The following is a 356-nucleotide window of genomic DNA, read 5'->3' on the forward strand; positions in this document are numbered from 1 at the left end:
CCACGCGGTGGGGATCGACTGTCACACAGGATCGAAGCACAGGCCGACCGGATCCATGCCCTGATCGCGGCGCAGGACGACCTGACCCTTGCCGAAATCCGTAACCAGCTGGCTGAGGATGGCCACCATTTCGCGATTGGCACGCTGTGGCGCTTCTTCGCGCGCCACCAGATCACATGGAAAAAAAGTCTGCCCATGCGGCGGAGCAGGATCGTCCGGATGTCCTGACGCGACGGCAGGACTGGTTCGAGACCCAGCCCGATCTCGACCCCGAGCGACTGGTTTTCATTGATGAAACCTGGGCCTCGACCAACATGGCGCGACGTCATGGTCGCTGTCGGCGGGGCCAGAGATTA

At 62.1% G+C, this 356-nt stretch carries 1 pseudogene; it reads left to right on the plus strand.

Going from position 1 to position 356, the window contains the following annotated elements:
* A pseudogene (locus ACWNRM_RS15200) lies at nucleotides 1-356 on the plus strand (transposase); the annotation flags it as partial.

It is taken from the genome of Asaia sp. A2 (genome assembly GCF_057319415.1).